The sequence below is a fragment of the Burkholderia sp. Ac-20345 genome (assembly GCF_017104825.1).
Lineage (GTDB): Bacteria > Pseudomonadota > Gammaproteobacteria > Burkholderiales > Burkholderiaceae > Burkholderia > Burkholderia lata_B.
Genome location: NZ_JAAGPO010000036.1, coordinates 35059 through 50049, shown reverse-complemented (window position 1 = coordinate 50049; position 14991 = coordinate 35059). Strand labels below are relative to the sequence as shown.

Sequence of the window (14991 nt, the reverse complement as noted above, 5' to 3'; positions counted from 1 at the left end):
GATCCTGTTGCGGTGAGCCGGGGCACCACGCGCGGCGTGGTCAATGAATGGTCAATCCGCCGGTCGGACTGAGCGTGGCGCCGGTCAGGTAGGCCGACTCGTCCGATGCGAGGAACGCGACGACCTGGCCGATGTCGGGCGGGGCCGCCACCCCGAGCGGGCAGCCGGCGACGATCTTCTCGTACTGTTTGCGATGGTGCGTCGATACCTGGCTGTCGGCACCGAACACGGCTTCCCACGACGGGCTGTCGCGCACCACCGTTACGCACACACAGTTGACCCGGATCCTGTCTCGCGCCAGTTCCTTCGCGATCACCTTGCTTGCGCGAATCAGGCCGCCGGCAAACGTCGATACGGCTGTCTGGCCGGGCGTCGGCACTCGGCCGCCTTCCGACGTCACGAAGATCACGCTGCCGCCGCCCCGAGGGCGCATGTAGGGCAACGCGGCCTGGACGGGGAAGAGTTTGGCGGCCGTATTTTCCGCCACCACCGCCGCGACACGCGCGAGATCGATGTTGGCGAACGGGCCGCGCACGTCGGGCGAGCGCGCCTCGTCGTCGTTGCCGCCGGCATTGGCGACGACGATGTCGATGCCGCCGTGGCGGCGCGCGGTTTCCGCGGCCAGCGCGTCCATGTCGGCCTTGTTCCGCACGTCACCCGGCAGGAAGTCCGCCTGGCCGCCGGCTTGCCGCAGTTCGGCGATGACCGATTCGGCCTTGGCGGCGTTGCGCCCGCTGACGACGACCGTGGCGCCGCGCGCGGCGAGCTGCAGTGCAATGCCTTTGCCGATCCCGCCGGTGCCGCCGGTGACGATGGCTACTTTCCCTTCAAGACTGCTCATCGAAAATGCCTTCAGTTCGTTGAAAAAATCGTTCGGACTTGCGTTCCTGGCGTGACGCGGGACAGTGCCGATCATGCTGATTGCGCTGATTGCGTGGACCGGGCTGGGGAATCGCGCATGACGGACGCGCCGTCGCCTCGCTGTCCGGCTAATAGTAGGGACGCGAAGGCGTCAATTCGAGTGCCGTTTCTCGAATGCCCGGTTGACGTTTTTCGAATCGGTGCGTGATGGTCGCGCGGCCCGGCGTGCCGGCTGTGTGCAGGCCGATGTCGACGTTCGCAAGACCGCAATCCCGCGTTCATGAATCGGCAATTGAACGGCGCAAGCCGCACCCCTAGCATGGGCCGTGTCGGTGTTGCTCCGGTGAATGCGTAACCGGGGCCCGCGTGTGCAGGGCGCCGGTGCTGCCCGTGACGGAATCGCCACGAAGCCTGCCCAACGTCGCATGCGAACCGCAGTGTCAGGAGACGATGGAAAAGGAGAGGAGATGGAGGAGGTGTTTCATGAGTCGCGCGCCGGAACGACGATCGGCGCGGGACGACCGCTGGCCGGTATTCGCGTGCTGACGGTCGAGAATTTCATCGCGGCGCCGTTTGCGTCGATGTGGCTCGCGGATGCCGGTGCGGAAGTCGTCAAGATCGAAGCGCGCGAAGGCGGCGATTATGCCCGGAGTACGGACCCGGTCCGACCGGGCGCCGACGGCCGGCCGAGCGGGCTCGCCTTTCTGCGGACGAATCGGAACAAGAAGAGCGTCACGCTCGATCTCAAGCACCCGGAGGGGCGGCGCATCTTCACCGAGCTTGCCGCGCATGCCGACGTGGTGCTCGAGAATCTGCGGCCGAACGTGATGGACCGGCTGGGGCTCGGCTACGAGGAGTTGAGCCGGATCAATCCACGCCTGATTTACGGCGCCATTTCCGGTTTCGGCCACGATGACATCCTGCCGAGCCCGTACGGCGACTTCCCCGCGTTCGATATCGTGGGGCAGGCGATGAGCGGGCTGATGTACCGCCCCGAGCGCGGCGACGATCGTCCGACCTATCTCGGCTTCTCGCTGGCCGACATCGAATGCGGGATCCTGGCGCTCTACGGCATCGTGCTGGCGCTGCTGCACCGGCACACGACCGGCAAGGGCAAGAAGATCGATATTTCGATGGTCGATGCCTCGTTGATCCTCAACGAAATCTCGGTCGCGATGTACTCGGCGACGAAACGCACGTCGCCGCCCGGCGTGCATGCCGTCACCGCGCCGTTCGGCACGTATCGCGCGAAAGACGGCTATATCGTGATCGCGGTGCTGGGCGAACACATCTGGAAGCGGTTCGCGGAAGTGATCGGCCGGCCCGGCCTGACCGACGATCCGCGATTCGCCGACGGCATATTGCGCAAGCAGCATGTGGACGCGCTGAACGTCGAGATCGATGCATGGCTCGGCGACCGGTCGCGCGAAGCGGCGCTGGCGGCGCTGCGCGCAGGCGGCGTGCCGTGTTCGAACGTGAATGACGTACCGGACCTGTTCGAATGCCCGCACGTTGCCGCCCGGAAGATGCTCATGACGCTCGACGATCCGGCCTGGGGCCCCATTCAGGTCGCGGGCAATCCGGTCAAGATGTCGGATGTGCCTGAACCGGACGCGAAGACGCCGCCGGTTCTCGGCGAGCACAACGCGGACGTGCTGCACGAATGGCTGGGGCTGGATGAACGCGAGATCACGACATTGCGGGACATGAACGTGATCTGAACCTGCCGGTCCGCGGTGTGCGATCGCGTTGCGCAAAGCGGGTGGCATCGCAGCGACTACCACGGTCGACCCGTCTTCGATTCCCGATTGACGCACGCTGACCCCCGGCTTAGTCTCTATCGCGCATGCTTGCGATCCGGCCGGGCACGAAGACAGGAGAGGAGAAATGGCGGGGCTCAGTCTCCACAATCTGACGAGACGCGTCGACCTGTTCACGTTGAGGCTGTTTCTCACGGTCGTGGAGGAGCAGCAGATGCGTCGCGCGGCGGTGCGGGAAAACATCACGCCGTCGGCCGCGACGCGGCGCATTCAGGATCTCGAGGAGATTGCCGGCATCGACCTGTTCGAGCGGTTGCCGGGCGGCATGGTGCCGAGCCCCGCCGGCGAAGTACTGGCGCGCCACTTGCGTTTGCTGTTCGAGAATCTCGACGTGATGCGCCGGGAGGTTGCCGAATTCACCGAGGGCGTGCGCGGGCAGATCCGCATCAGTTCCACGAGCACGATCATCGTCCATTTCCTCGCGCGGGAGATCGCCGAATTCACGCGGGACTTTCCGCTCGTCGAGATCGAGCTGCAAGAGGACACCAATGCCGCCGTGATCGGCGCGGTCGTGACCGGCAAGGCCGACGTCGCGATGTTCTATGCCACCGCCGATGTCGACCGCGACACGCTCGACATCATCGAGTTCCGGACCGACCGCCTGGTTGCGGTCTTGCCGCACGGGCACCGCCTCGGCGCGCGCACGAGCGTCACGACTCAGGATCTCGTCGACGAGAACATCATCGGCCTCGCGCCGACGACCTTGCTGATGACGCAATTGCACGATGCGGCATCCGCCCTCGGGCGCGAGCTGCGTGTCAAGTACCGGGTCAGCTCGATCGAGGCGGCGCGCAGCCTGGTCAAGGCCGGCCTGGGTGTGATGATCCACCCCGAAAGCATGCTGCCGGTCGAGGACGTCAACAAGGTAACGCTGGTGTCGCTCGACGAACCGTGGGCATTGCGCCGGCTGTGCGTCGGTACGCGGCGCGGCGACGCGTTGACCGCGGCAACGAGGGCGTTTGTCGCGCAGTTGACCGACCACTAGCGACACCTTCAGCAACGCCTTCAGCAACACCTTGGCTCCGGCATTCGCTCCGGGCGACCGACTGCGTCGGTCATGTGCGACGTGACGTCACGTCGCTTCGATTCGCCATTTCCATCACTTCGCCGATAGCGGCGCTTACCCTCGATACGACCGTCTCGTCGAGACAGTGTCGCCACGACTTCCCGTACGAAGAATCACGCTGCGGCAGCCCGAACGACGTACGAATGCATATTTGGCGACGTGCATCGAACGCATTCCTTCCTTCGCGAAGTCGGGGTTCCGATCTCGCGGAACGCGATTCGAATTTGATCAAGCGCTGTTTCGAAATCCGTCACTTGGTCGAAAAATATCGCTTCCCTATAGTGGGCGAGAACATACAAAAAGCCCGGTCGACAACGGGCAATCACGAGTAAAAAAGGAGACAACGTGAACGATTCATCCATTCGCTCTCGCAGCAGCCTGTTCGTGGTTCTGCTGTGTTTCATGACGATTGCCGTCGACGGTTATGACCTCATCGTCTACGGTGCCACGGTATCGGCGCTATTCGCAGAACCCGGATGGGGCTTGAGTGCAAGCGGTGCCGGCATGATCGGAAGCTGGACACTGGCCGGTCTGATGCTGGGTTTGTTCGGTGCCGGATCGCTATCCGACCGGATCGGCCGGCGCAACCTCATCATGGCCGGCGTGCTGTGGTTCTCCGTCGGCTCGCTGCTCTGCGCGTTGGCCCATTCGCCGACGCAACTGGGTATCGCCCGTTTTCTCACCGGGATCGGACTGGGAAGCGTAGTGCCGTCGTCCGTGGCGCTGACGATCGAATACGCGCCGAGAAATCGCCGGCAGCTCTACAACGCACTTGCCCTCACGGGCTATGCGGTGGGCGGCGTGGTCTGTGCGCTGCTGGCCATCGCATTGCTGCAGAGCCATGGCTGGCGAGTGCTCTACGGCGCCGGTGCGCTGTACGTATTCATCCTGCCCGTCATGGTTTTCTTCCTGCCGGAGTCGGTCAGTTTTCTCGTCGAACGCAACAGGATGGACGAGGCGCGCGAACTGGCAGTCCGCTATTCGATCGATCTCGATCGCGTGCTGGCCGATCACGCGCACCAGCGGCAGCTTCATGCGGCAGCGAACCATGCGCGCGGTTTCAGGCTCGCGATGTCGGCCGACTGGCGATCGAAGGTGCTGCTGTTTGCGGTTCTGTTCTTTTGCGGGCAGATCGTCGTCTACGGAATGAACGTGTGGCTGCCCACGCTGATGCGCAAGGCCGGCTATCCGGTGGGATCGTCGCTGCACTTCCTGCTGGTCATGCAGTTCGGTGCCGTCGCCGGCAACCTGATCGGGGCGTGGCTCGCCGATCGCGTGGGCGCCCGGAAAATCCTCATTTCACTTTTTCTCGTGTGCGCGCTTTCGCTGCTGGTCATGAGCCAGAAGCCCGGCTACGCGTGGCTGATGGTGGCGGTGTTCGGCGCGGGCCTCGGTTCGATCGGATCGACGACGCTCGGGTACGGCTTTATCGCCGCGTATTTCCCGGCGTCGTGTCGCGGCTCGGCCATCGGGACGGCGCAGGGTCTGGGGCGAATCGGCTCGGTGCTGGGGCCGATGATCGGCGGATGGGTCGTCGGGTCGAACCTCGGGCATCAATGGAATTTCTACGTGTTCGCGATACCGTCCGTCATTGCCGCGATCGTGGTGACGCAGATTCCTAAAGCAGCACGCATCGACGCGTCGTATGCGAAGGCGTGACGTACCGTCGGCGAGATCGTGCGTTCGCACAACATGCGGCAGGGCACAGGTGTACGATCGCTGAGGGCGGCATCGCACGCCGTTGAAACACGGCATCGCTGCCGCAGCAGGCACGGACTGGCTCGACGCGTTGCCATGGCGGGATGAGCGGGCACGAACCCGCGCGCCGTGCGGCATGACGCCCGACAACGTCATGAACAAGTGCATGCGAGGAGACATGAGTACATTCAACCGATTGCACCTGATTCGGCAGGTCGATCTGTTCACGCTGAAACTGTTCGTGTCTGCGGTTGAAGAGCAGCAGATCGGCCTGGCCGCGATCCGCGAGAATATCGCTGCGTCAACGGCGACCAAGCGTATCCAGGATCTCGAGGACATCGCCGGCGTCAAGCTGCTCGAACGCGGCCCGAAAGGCGTGTCGCCGAGCCCGGCGGGTGAAGTCCTGTTGCGCTATATCCGCAAGATGTTCGACGACCTGGACGACATGCGCTCCGAGATTGCCTCCTTTACCGAGGGCATGCAGGGCGAGCTGACCGTCGCGTCGGCACGGTCGATCATCGTGCCGTTTATCGCGCGTGAAGTCGGCGAGTTCAGCCGCGAGTATCCGCGGGTGGAACTCGTGGTCCAGGAGTTGGAGAACGCGGAGATCGTGCACGCGGTGACCCGCGGCGAAGCCGATGTGGGTGTATTTGCCGCCGCCCACGAGATCGACCTGGGTGGCGTCGACATCACGCCGTACCGCGAGGACCGGCTGATCGCAGTCGTCCCGAAAGAGCATCACCTGAGCGGACGTGCGAGCGTGACTTTCAAGGATCTTCTACCGGAGAACGTCATTGCCGTCACGGCGATGGTCGGCGTGATACGTGCGGCCGCGCGGCGTCTGGGGGAGGAATTCAAGCCACGCTACGGCGTCCGGAGTGCGGGCGTCGCGGTCAGTCTCGTCGAGGCCGGGCTGGGTGTGACGATTCAGCCGGAATGCCTGGTCAGTCATGAGCTGTTCAGCCGGGTGGCCGTGGTGGAGCTGGCCGAACCGTGGGCGGTGCGACGCATTCATATCGCGACGGCGCGCGGTCGCGAACAGAATCCGATCGTGCGCGCGCTGGTCAAGCAACTGCTCGACCGGCCGCGCGACTGACGGGTGAATCGGGCGGCAGGCCTGCCGACGCCCGGCATGGCCGCCCGGGAACGTCAGACGAAAGCCGGTCGATCGCCGTCGGTCCCCGGCTTGTTGACGCCGACGTTGGCACGCACCAGCCTGTCCGGATGCGCGACCAGCTCGGTGACCAGCGCGGCGACGCTTTTGCGCGAAACCTCGGTGCCCTTGAACGGCTCGTCGCGACCGGTGATCTCGTAGCTGACCTCGTCCTTGTCCTGGAGCCACGCGGCGCGGAGGATGGTGTAGTCGGCATCGGATGCCTCGATCAGGTCGGCGGACCGGCGATACGGCGGCAGGTACTGGCCGATTTCCCGGCGGTTCCAGTCGCCGAACTTGCCGGGCACCTCGTCGTAGATGCCGAGGGAATTGACGAAGATCAACCGCTTGACGTTCGCGGCCTTCATCGCGGCAAGCACATGTTCGGTCTGCACGTCGACGTCACCGGCCAGGTTGGCATAGACGATGTCCTGCCCGTCCATGATCCGGGGCAGGAGTTTCTTGTCCAGGACGTCGCCGATCACCACGCTCGCGTTGGCGGGTTCGTTGCCGGCCAGCTTCGCAGGATTGCGCACGAGCAGGGTTTGCCTGACGTCCTGGTGCTCGCCCAGCATCTGCACTGCCCAGCGGGCAATCTGCCCGCTGGCGCCGAGGATCAATACGTTGGTCATGATATTTGTTCCGGATTCCGAAAAAATGAGGAACCCGGGACGGGCTCCTTGGCGCAAGAGATGGCCGGTGTGGTCCCCGCAACGGGGTTACAGGTTTTCCTTGTAGAAGGGGATCAGCTTGGCGAGCGCCTTGCCGACCGGCTCCGGCTTGTCATACAGGTCGTAGTGCGACCAGCCTTCGATGACCACCAGTTCCTTCTGCTTCGATGCCGCGCGGCCGATGATTTCGCAACCGTCGCGATAAGCGCCGAATGCACCGACCTGGTCACCCACCACCACCATCAGTGGCTGGGTGAGCAGCGTTTCACACAGATGGAACGCGTCCCAGCCCACGGCAACAGCCTGGTGCGAGAACAGCGAGCGGTTGACGCCGTTCGGCGTGCGGCCGCGATCCGAGCGGTAGTATTCGGTCGCGCCGTACACGTCGACTTCCGTGATGCCGGCTTCCCAGGCCGCCTCGGGCGACGGCGGCAGCAGGTCGTCCACGCGCAGCGCCGCGCCGCGCGCTTCCGCGGTCCGTTGCTTCGCCATTGCCTCGAGCGCGGCAATGGGGTTGTAGTTGCTGAACCCTTCGCGCATCAGGCGGCCGTAGTTGGCGCCCGTCACGGTGGCCACCGCCTTGATGCGACGCTCGGTCATCGCCGCATTGATCGAGTAGCCGCCGCCGCCGCAGATGCCCAGCACGCCGATGCGCGCTTCGTCGACATACGGCAGCGTCACGAGGTAGTCGCAGACGACGCGGAAATCCTCGACCCGCACCGTCGGATCTTCGATATAGCGCGGCTCGCCGCCGCTGTCGCCCTGGAAGCTGGCATCGAATGCAACGACCACGAAGCCTTCCTTCGCCAGCGCCTCGCCGTATACGTTCCCCGACGTTTGCTCCTTGCAGCTGCCGATCGGATGCGCGCTGATGATGGCGGGGTACTGCTTGCCCTCATCGAAATTCGGCGGGAAGTAGACGTTGGCGGCAATGTCCCAGTACAGATTCTTGATCTTCACACTTTTCATGACAGCTCCTATCAGGGGGCGATTCGAGGTTCGCCGGGCCGGGTGACGCTTTGGCAACCGGGGCAACAACTCGAATATAGAGAGCCGATTGGATTTACGAAAGATCGCAATCCGGACTACAGTGGTATTTTGAAATTGACAATGGCATCGGCATGGACCCTTCATTGCTTCCGTCGCTCGCATGGTTTGCCCACGTCGCTCATCACCGGAGCTTCACGAAGGCGGCCGCCGAGATGGGCGTTTCCCGTGCGAATCTTTCCCAGAACGTAAAAGCGCTCGAGCGCCGGCTGAACGTCAAGCTGCTGTACCGGACGACCCGCGACATGTCGCTGACCGAGGAAGGGCAGCGGCTCTACGACGTGTGGTATCCGGCGCTGGTTGCCGTCGAACGGACCGTCGACGCGTTGCACGAGGCGCGCGACGAGCCGACCGGGCTGATTCGCATGAACACGTCGCGTGTCGCCGCCAAGACGCTGATCGAGCCGCACCTGGAGGAGTTCAGCACCCGCTTTCCGGGGCTCGGCCTGGAACTGGTGATGGACGACGGCCTGGCCAACATCGTGGCCGACGGGTGCGATGTCGGCATCCGGATCGGCGAGAGCCTCGCGCCGCACATGGTGGCCGTGCCGATTACGCCGTCGCTGGAAATGGCGGTCGTCGGCACGCCGGCCTACTTCAAGCGTTACGGCGAGCCGGAGACGCCGGCCGATCTGACCCGGCACAATTGCCTGCGATTCCGGCAGGTCAGCGGGGCCATCCATCCGTGGGAGTTTGCGTCGCCGGACGCGTCGGGGCACGGCTTCACGGTCGAGCCGCTGGGCAGCATCACCACCAATGACGACGACGGGATGATCCGCGCGGCATTGCAGGGCGTCGGGCTGATCCAGCACATCGACATCGCCGTGCAGCCGCATCTGGATTCCGGCGCGCTGGTGCGGGTGTTGCAACCGTGGTGCAGGCCCTTCGCCGGCTTCTACGTGTACGCGCCGACTCGTGCGCAAATGCCGATGAAGATCAGGGCGCTGATCGATTTTCTGGTGGAAAAGCGGGAAGCGATCGTGGCTTCCCGCACCCGGGGCGGCTGTGTGAAGCCGGGCGGCCGGTAAGCGGGGCGATCGCAGTCCTGGATCGCTGCGTCACGCCCCATGCAATCACGCTTGCGGCGCGACGGATGCGCCGGTGATCCCATGCCGCCGCAGCGAATCCGCGACGAAGCCCGACGCCTTCATTTCCTCGACGAACGCATTCAGCGCCGCTGCGGCCGCTTCGCCGCGGCTCTTCGGCACGCCCATGGCCTGCCGGATCACCATGAACCGCTCGTCGAGCAGGCGCAGGCCGGGCGTTTTCGCAGCGTCAGCCTCGAGCTGCTGCTTCACGCCCGCCGCCACTTCCAGTTGCTGTTCGATGAAGGTCTGCACGACGGCTTGCGACGTCGGCGCACGCACGATCTGCGCGGCTTTCAGTTCGCGGGTGAGGAACAGGTCGTACGCGCTGCCCTTGCCGACGGTCACGCGGTTGTCGGGCTGGTCGACGTCCGCGTTCGTGCGGATCGGCGACGCGTCGCGCACAAGGTAGAACCCCTCGATCAGCACGTACGGCGCCGTGAACGCGACCGTTTCGCCGCGCAGCGGATCGACCGCGAAGAAGCCGAAATCGGCACGCTCGTCGGTCAATGCCTGCACCGATTTGCCGGCGGCGTCGAACACCACGAGCTCCAGCTCGGCCGACAGGCATTCGGCGAACGCGCGTGCGAGGTCGATCGACACGCCGAACGGCTCGCCCGTCGCCGGGTCGCGGTTCGCAAGGATCGGGTTGCCGAGATTGATCGACGCGCGAAGCTTGCCGGTCGGCGTGAACGCGGAGAGGACGGAAGGGGCGAGGGGCATGGGAGGCTCGTTGCGGTCGTAGGGTCAGGGTTCGGGGCGCGTCGATGCGCGACGGTGTGTCGGCATCGAGCTTATCACCTGGCTTTTGTCATGGAGCGGCGTCGAGCGGCGCAAGCCTGCCTTCGTCGCCAACTCGGAGATGCAATACACCTGCCTTCCGCCACTCGAGACAAATCAGGCGTCAGGTTACGCAATCACGCTCCAAGGCGCCGCGGTTTCCTGCGAAGAATCGAATTTTTCCGACTGAAATCATTCAGGCCATCGATGATTGGCATCCGCTCGTCGGCAAATCGCCTCCTTATCGAGTTCTCCTTGTCTCCAGGATAAAAGGGAACCTAATGGCCGGATGGCTGCAAGAAACGTCTCAGCTCGGATACGCCGATTCCCACCCACCGCCGAGTGCCTTGCAAAGCGTGACGAGATTCGTATCGGCGGTCGCCTTGCTGCGCTCGAGATTGCTTTGCGCCTCGAGTAGTTGCTTCTGCACATTCAGCACGTCGAGATAGTCGGCGGCGCCTGCCTTGTACCGTTGCCGAGCGATCGCGAGCGCGCGCCGGTTCAGGGACACCACCGTGACGAGGCGATCGCGCCGGCGTTGTTCGGCGTCGTAGACGACCAGCGCATCGTCAACCTCCCGCCACGCAACGAGCACGGTGTGCTGGTAGTTGATCGCGGCTTCCTGCTGTTGTGCCTCGCGCAAATGGAGCGTGCCCTTCAGACGCCCGCCCTCGAAGATCGGAAGCGTAATCGACGGTCCCACGACGAACTGGCCGGATGCCCAGTTGGCGAGGCTCGAGAGCTGCAGGCTCTGGAACCCCGCGCTGCCGTTCAACGCAATGCGCGGATAAAAGTCGGCTTTCGCCATTCCGATCGACGCCGTGGCGGCATGCAACCGCGCCTCCGCTCGTCTGATGTCCGGCCTGCGCTGCACGAGTTCGGACGGAAAGCCGATCGGCACCTTTTCAGGAAGCGGCGGGACGGCTCGCGGCTCGCCGAGCGTCTGCCGCAGCGCACCCGGCTCCTTCGCGAGCAATACCCCCATCGCGTTGATCGTGATCTCGCCCTTCGATTCGAGCGTCGGAATCAGACTTTCGATCGACTCGACCTGTGCGGAAGCATTGGCGACATCCAGGTCCGTCGTCACGCCTTCGCGCACGCGGACTTGCGTCAGCTTCACCGCGTCGCGAGCAATCCCGAGGTTCTGTCTCGCGATCTGGAGCTGCGATTGCGTGTCGCGCAACTCGATATAGTCACGCGCGAGCTCGGCACGAGAAGACAGCAAGACCGCATTGCGATCCTCGTATGACGCATCCGTCAACGCGGTTGCCGCTTCGACACCGCGTCGAACCCGGCCCCAGATGTCGATCTCCCACGAAGCATCCAGGCCGACCTGGTACAGGTTGTAAGCCGGCGAACCCTTGGACCCCGGCAACGGCGCCACGCCGAGCGGCGTGCTGCCCCCGGCCGATTGCGGCTGAGTCTGCGTCGGCGTGACTCCAAGCAGCGACAAGATGCCGTTCTCGCTTCCACGCTCGCGGTTGTACGACGCGGCGCCATCGAGCGTCGGATATTCCGCTGCACCCGCAACACGCTGTTCAGCCCGGCTTTGTCGTAAACGCGACGACGCCGCGGCGACGTCGAGGTTCGCGCTGGGCAGCTGATTTTCCAGCGCGTTCAACATCGGATCGTCGAACAGCGTCCACCAATCCGGGCTGAATGGCGATTCGACAGGCTTGCTCGATGCTTGCGCGGTTTCCGTTCGCTTGAAGACGTCGGGTGTCGATGTCTGCGGACGTTCGAAGTCCGGGCCCAGGGTGCAACCGGCCATCACCAGACAGGCGAGTATCGTCACTACCGCCTCGCGGGCGAAGATTTCGCTCGTGCTCACTTCGCGTTCCCTCCGTCTGCCCGTGCATCGACATGGTCGCCGACGGCCACTTCCGCTTCGACTGAAAGGCCCACGCTCAATGCGGATGCTGCCTGCTGCCCGCGGTCTATCGTGATCTTGACGGGCACGCGCTGCACGATTTTCGTGAAATTGCCCGTTGCATTGTCGGGCGCGATCGGCGCGAAGCTCACGCCGGTAGCGGGCGCAAGACCGTCGACATGGCCTCGGATCACGACGCCCGGAAAGCTGTCGACCTTGATGCGAACCCCTGCGCCTCGCCGCATGTTGGTGATCTGGTTTTCCTGGAAGTTGGCAACGACATAGGCGTCCGAGAGCGGGACGATCGCGAGAATCGCTGCGCCAGGTGTCACGAATGCGCCGACCCGCGCCGAACGCCGCCCGACCTTGCCGTCGACCGGCGCGCGAATCTCGGTATAGGACAGGTTGAGCGTGGCTTGCTCGAGCGCTGCCTCGGCCCGCGCGAGCGCGCCGGCCGCCTTGTCACGCTGGCTGCGCAGCACGTCGAGGTTCTGCCCGGTCGCTGTCAGCGCGGCCTGATCGTGGGCCTGCTGCGCAAGCTGCGCGTCGAGGGCGCTCGACGCGCGCTGTTGCTCTTGCGCCGTTCCCGCGCCGGCGTCCGAAAGGCTCTGGTAGCGCGACGCGTTTGCTCGCGCAAACGCGATACCCGCCTGGTCGGCTCGCAGCGTCGCGCGAGCCTGCTCGACGAGCGAAGGCTGCCGCACGATCTCGGCATCATAGTTTGCGACGGCCGCCCTGGCCGCCGCCACGTCCGCCTGCGCGCTCGCCAAGGCTGCCCGGAAGTCGCGATCATCGATGCGCACCAGTAATTGGCCAGCCTTCACCGACTGGTTGTCGCCAACCAGCACGTCGGAAATCTGACCGGCGATGCGTGGTGCCACGAGCGTGAAATCCGCCTGCACATAAGCATCGTTCGTGGATTCGGCGCCCGGCGCGAAGAACGGCCTTGCACAGGCCCATACGGCAATGCCGGCCACAACGGCCGCAGCGGCAATGCAAGCAATCTTGAGAGGAGAACGGGTGAGAGTCGACATGATTTCGTCCCTTAATGGGGCGTGGGTGGCGTAGTGCTCCACGGCGGATAGATCCGCACGGGCAATACCGGAACAAGAAGAAGGAGGGCAACGGCGACGCTCGCCATGACGCGATAAAGATCCGCTGAAGTCAGGACCAAGGCCTGCTCGTGGACGCGGTGTGCGAGTTCGCCCAGGCCATGCGCGGCGTCGATACCCTGGCTCGTCACCAGCGCGTTGTTGCCCAGATGGTCCACCAGCACGTTCGAATGAAAGCGTTCACGATCGGTGCCCAGCCCTTCGATCAGGGCCGTTGCCGCAGCCGCGGAGAACGTCTTTAGCGAGTTGAACATCGCCGACGCGAACGGGCCCTCCACTGGCGGCAAGCCGGTCGTGACGCCCATCAGGATCGACAGGATCACCATCGGCTGGGCCACGATCTGCAATGATTGAAGCAAGTAGAAGTTGTCGCGAATCCACTCGGAGGTCATGACGCTTCCCATCAGGCATGTCGCGACCATGAGGCACAGCCCGAGACCCAGGACCCATCGGCGGTCAACCTGACGAAGGTTCAGCACGGCCGCCGTCAACGGGAGCGCAATCAACAGCGGCACCGCAACCAGCAACGACAGGGGGGCCGTCTGCAGGGGCCGGTAGGCGTGAACCCTGGCGAGATACTGGCCCGGTATCGCGGCGACGCCGACGAGCAGCACCACGGCGCCCGCGAGCGTCAGGAGGCCGTGCGCAAAGTTGCGGCGGCCCAGCATCTGCAACTTGAAAAATGGCAGCGGGTGAAACCATTCGTTGACGAAGAACGCCGCCAACAACAGCGCGCCCCCGGCAAACATCGCGCAGATGAATCCGGAATCGAGCCAGTCCAGGCGATCGCCTTGCAGCAGCCCGATCACGAGCATGGCGACGGCCGGATATCCCGTGAGGAATCCGATCCAGTTGAATGAACCCAGTCGTTCGAGCTTGAGCGGATCCGCTGGAAGCCCGAACTGGATCGCGACACAGCTCGCGACGCCAAGCGGCACGACCTGAAGAAAAGCCATGCGCCAGCTGACATACTCCGTCCACAACGCCGCGAGCGGCGTGCCGAGCGCCGGCCCGACCGTGGCAGTGAGCGCATAGCCGGCAAGCCCGTACAGCTTGACCTTCGGCGGCAGATAGCGCAGCGCCACGATGATCAGCATCGGCGGCAGGCAGCCGCCGGCGATCCCCTGCAGCACACGCAGCACATAGAGCGCAAGCAGGTTCGGCGCGAACGGGCAGAGTACCCCGAGGAGCAGCGTGGCGAGCGCGGCGCCGATCGTGAACCGCTTCAGCGTGAAGGTGATCCCGAACCATGGAGCAAACACCATCGTCGCGACATTGGTGGCTTCGAACAGTGCGGTCAGCCACGTCCCGTCGTCATGCCCGATCGACAGTGCGCCTTGAATATCGGCCATCGCCGACGCAGTGACCTGTTCGTTGAGTATCGCCAGCAGGGAGGCAAACAGCATCCCGATCAGGCCGACAGCAACACGCGGCGACAGGGCGGCCTGCCTGGAGGCCGGTTGTCCCCGTACCTCCGGCTCTTGTAAGGGAACGCGCGCCGGTGGTCGTGCGAGGGTCGATTCGCCTGTTCCAGTCGTGAAAGGATCGGCGGTACTCATAAGGGGGATGGGCCAACGGCAGATCGAATCGGCATCGGGATGCGGCGTGCGTCATGTTCAGGTAGGGGCGCCACTTCAAGCATTGCGGAAAACATGGGGGGGTATGCTCGTTCGGATACGGTGCGACGTGATGTGGAAGATCCGCGAGGTCGGCGATGCAGGCCAGTTTCCGGCGTGTTGCGACCACGTGATGCGAGCGTTCATTGTCGGAGATGGGCCGACTTTCCCAAAGCGTGAACGAGTCAGGTTTTGGGCCAATGAGTGAGAAA

General features: G+C 64.3%; 12 protein-coding genes. 5 read left to right on the top strand and 7 right to left on the bottom strand.

Translation table 11 applies throughout. The annotated features are described in order from the left end of the window. Nucleotides 1-40: 40 nt before the first annotated feature. Nucleotides 41-841 carry an SDR family oxidoreductase gene (locus G3O06_RS15645; protein WP_205816654.1) on the bottom strand — a complete coding sequence of 267 codons (801 nt, stop codon included), beginning with the start codon at nucleotides 839-841 and terminating at the stop codon, nucleotides 41-43. A gap of 487 nt (nucleotides 842-1328) precedes the next feature. Between G3O06_RS15645 and G3O06_RS15640 the strand changes: the two genes are divergently transcribed. From G3O06_RS15640 to G3O06_RS15625, 4 genes are all read left to right on the top strand, one after another. Continuing rightward, nucleotides 1329-2582 carry a CoA transferase gene (locus G3O06_RS15640; protein WP_241020048.1) on the top strand — a complete coding sequence of 418 codons (1254 nt, stop codon included), beginning with the start codon at nucleotides 1329-1331 and terminating at the stop codon, nucleotides 2580-2582. Nucleotides 2583-2748: 166 nt separating this feature from the next. Beyond that, nucleotides 2749-3666 (top strand): LysR family transcriptional regulator, encoded by a 918-nt coding sequence (locus G3O06_RS15635; protein ID WP_205816652.1) that lies wholly within the window; start codon nucleotides 2749-2751, stop codon nucleotides 3664-3666. A 426-nt stretch (nucleotides 3667-4092) separates the two neighbouring features. Beyond that, nucleotides 4093-5406: an aromatic acid/H+ symport family MFS transporter gene (locus G3O06_RS15630; RefSeq protein ID WP_205816651.1), complete on the top strand. Its 1314-nt coding sequence runs from the start codon at nucleotides 4093-4095 to the stop codon at nucleotides 5404-5406. Between the two features lie 217 nt (nucleotides 5407-5623). After that, a complete protein-coding gene (locus G3O06_RS15625; protein WP_205816674.1) occupies nucleotides 5624-6541 on the top strand; it encodes a LysR family transcriptional regulator in 918 nt (305 codons plus the stop codon). A 53-nt stretch (nucleotides 6542-6594) separates the two neighbouring features. Here the strand turns inward: G3O06_RS15625 and G3O06_RS15620 are convergent, their stop codons facing one another. Both G3O06_RS15620 and G3O06_RS15615 read right to left on the bottom strand, forming a co-directional pair. Continuing rightward, the gene (locus G3O06_RS15620) at nucleotides 6595-7230 is read right to left on the bottom strand and encodes an SDR family oxidoreductase (RefSeq protein WP_205816650.1); all 636 of its coding nucleotides are present in this window, start codon (nucleotides 7228-7230) and stop codon (nucleotides 6595-6597) included. A gap of 87 nt (nucleotides 7231-7317) precedes the next feature. Then, a complete protein-coding gene (locus G3O06_RS15615; RefSeq protein ID WP_205816649.1) occupies nucleotides 7318-8238 on the bottom strand; it encodes an alpha/beta hydrolase in 921 nt (306 codons plus the stop codon). 164 nt (nucleotides 8239-8402) lie between these two features. On the opposite strand from G3O06_RS15615, the gene G3O06_RS15610 reads away from it, so the two are divergent. Next, nucleotides 8403-9344: a LysR family transcriptional regulator gene (locus G3O06_RS15610; RefSeq protein ID WP_241020047.1), complete on the top strand. Its 942-nt coding sequence runs from the start codon at nucleotides 8403-8405 to the stop codon at nucleotides 9342-9344. Nucleotides 9345-9389: 45 nt separating this feature from the next. Here G3O06_RS15610 and G3O06_RS15605 read toward each other — a convergent pair whose 3' ends face one another. The 4 genes from G3O06_RS15605 to G3O06_RS15590 all read right to left on the bottom strand — a co-directional run bounded on the left by G3O06_RS15605 (nucleotide 9390) and on the right by G3O06_RS15590 (nucleotide 14722). Beyond that, nucleotides 9390-10124 (bottom strand): ABC transporter substrate-binding protein, encoded by a 735-nt coding sequence (locus tag G3O06_RS15605; RefSeq protein ID WP_205816647.1) that lies wholly within the window; start codon nucleotides 10122-10124, stop codon nucleotides 9390-9392. A 364-nt stretch (nucleotides 10125-10488) separates the two neighbouring features. Beyond that, complete coding sequence (locus G3O06_RS15600) at nucleotides 10489-12012, bottom strand: efflux transporter outer membrane subunit (RefSeq protein WP_346779528.1); 1524 nt, start codon at nucleotides 12010-12012, stop codon at nucleotides 10489-10491. Next, a complete protein-coding gene (locus G3O06_RS15595; RefSeq protein ID WP_205816672.1) occupies nucleotides 12009-13085 on the bottom strand; it encodes an HlyD family secretion protein in 1077 nt (358 codons plus the stop codon). Before G3O06_RS15595 ends, G3O06_RS15600 begins: the two co-directional genes overlap by 4 nt. 11 nt (nucleotides 13086-13096) lie before the next feature. Next, on the bottom strand, nucleotides 13097-14722 hold the full coding sequence (locus G3O06_RS15590) for an MFS transporter (protein WP_205816646.1): 1626 nt from the start codon (nucleotides 14720-14722) through the stop codon (nucleotides 13097-13099). Nucleotides 14723-14991 lie beyond the last annotated feature (269 nt).

Bases quoted from the DNA above. Each gene is read 5' to 3' on its own strand.
- G3O06_RS15645 (WP_205816654.1), bottom strand. From the start codon at position 841: ATGAGCAGTCTTGAAGGGAAAGTAGCCATCGTCACCGGCGGCACCGGC.
- G3O06_RS15640 (WP_241020048.1), top strand. From the start codon at position 1,329: ATGGAGGAGGTGTTTCATGAGTCGCGCGCCGGAACGACGATCGGCGCG.
- G3O06_RS15635 (WP_205816652.1), top strand. From the start codon at position 2,749: ATGGCGGGGCTCAGTCTCCACAATCTGACGAGACGCGTCGACCTGTTC.
- G3O06_RS15625 (WP_205816674.1), top strand. From the start codon at position 5,624: ATGAGTACATTCAACCGATTGCACCTGATTCGGCAGGTCGATCTGTTC.
- G3O06_RS15620 (WP_205816650.1), bottom strand. From the start codon at position 7,230: ATGACCAACGTATTGATCCTCGGCGCCAGCGGGCAGATTGCCCGCTGG.
- G3O06_RS15615 (WP_205816649.1), bottom strand. From the start codon at position 8,238: ATGAAAAGTGTGAAGATCAAGAATCTGTACTGGGACATTGCCGCCAAC.
- G3O06_RS15605 (WP_205816647.1), bottom strand. From the start codon at position 10,124: ATGCCCCTCGCCCCTTCCGTCCTCTCCGCGTTCACGCCGACCGGCAAG.
- G3O06_RS15595 (WP_205816672.1), bottom strand. From the start codon at position 13,085: ATGTCGACTCTCACCCGTTCTCCTCTCAAGATTGCTTGCATTGCCGCT.
- G3O06_RS15590 (WP_205816646.1), bottom strand. From the start codon at position 14,722: ATGAGTACCGCCGATCCTTTCACGACTGGAACAGGCGAATCGACCCTC.